1 protein-coding gene is annotated in these 611 nt (G+C 34.0%); it reads left to right on the top strand.

Going from position 1 to position 611, the window contains the following annotated elements; all coding sequences use genetic code 11:
• Positions 1-32: 32 nt before the first annotated feature.
• A partial coding sequence (locus IDG60_RS20660; RefSeq protein ID WP_346767048.1) for an alpha-amylase family glycosyl hydrolase occupies positions 33-611 on the top strand: 579 nt, incomplete at its 3' end.

Genomic DNA, 611 nt, shown 5'->3' on the forward strand with positions numbered 1-611 from the left:
CGTCCTTTATTACGTTATAAGGTGGTAATTGTGTGTCGAAAGAAATAGATTGGAGAAAATCCGTTGTATATCAAATTTATCCTAAGTCGTTTAATGATACGACGGGGAATGGTATAGGAGATATCAATGGAATTATAGAAAAATTGGATTATATCAAGTTATTGGGTGTTGATTATATTTGGTTAACACCAGTGTATGAATCACCGATGAATGATAATGGCTATGATATCAGCAATTATTTAGAAATCAATGAAGACTTTGGAACGATGGATGATTTTGAAAAGTTAATCAAAGTTGCTCATCAAAAAGACTTGAAAGTGATGTTAGATATTGTCATTAATCATACGTCGACGGAGCATGAATGGTTTAAAGAAGCCCGTAAATCTAAAGACAACCCTTATAGAGATTATTACTTTTTCAGATCATCTGAAGACGGGCCGCCAACAAATTGGCATTCTAAATTCGGTGGTAATGCATGGAAGTTTGATTCTGAGACAGATGAATATTATTTACATTTATTTGATGTCAGTCAAGCTGATTTAAATTGGGATAATCCGGAAGTACGTCAATCGTTATATCGCATAGTCAATCATTGGATAGACTTCGGCGTT

The organism is Staphylococcus sp. EG-SA-2, assembly GCF_017152085.1.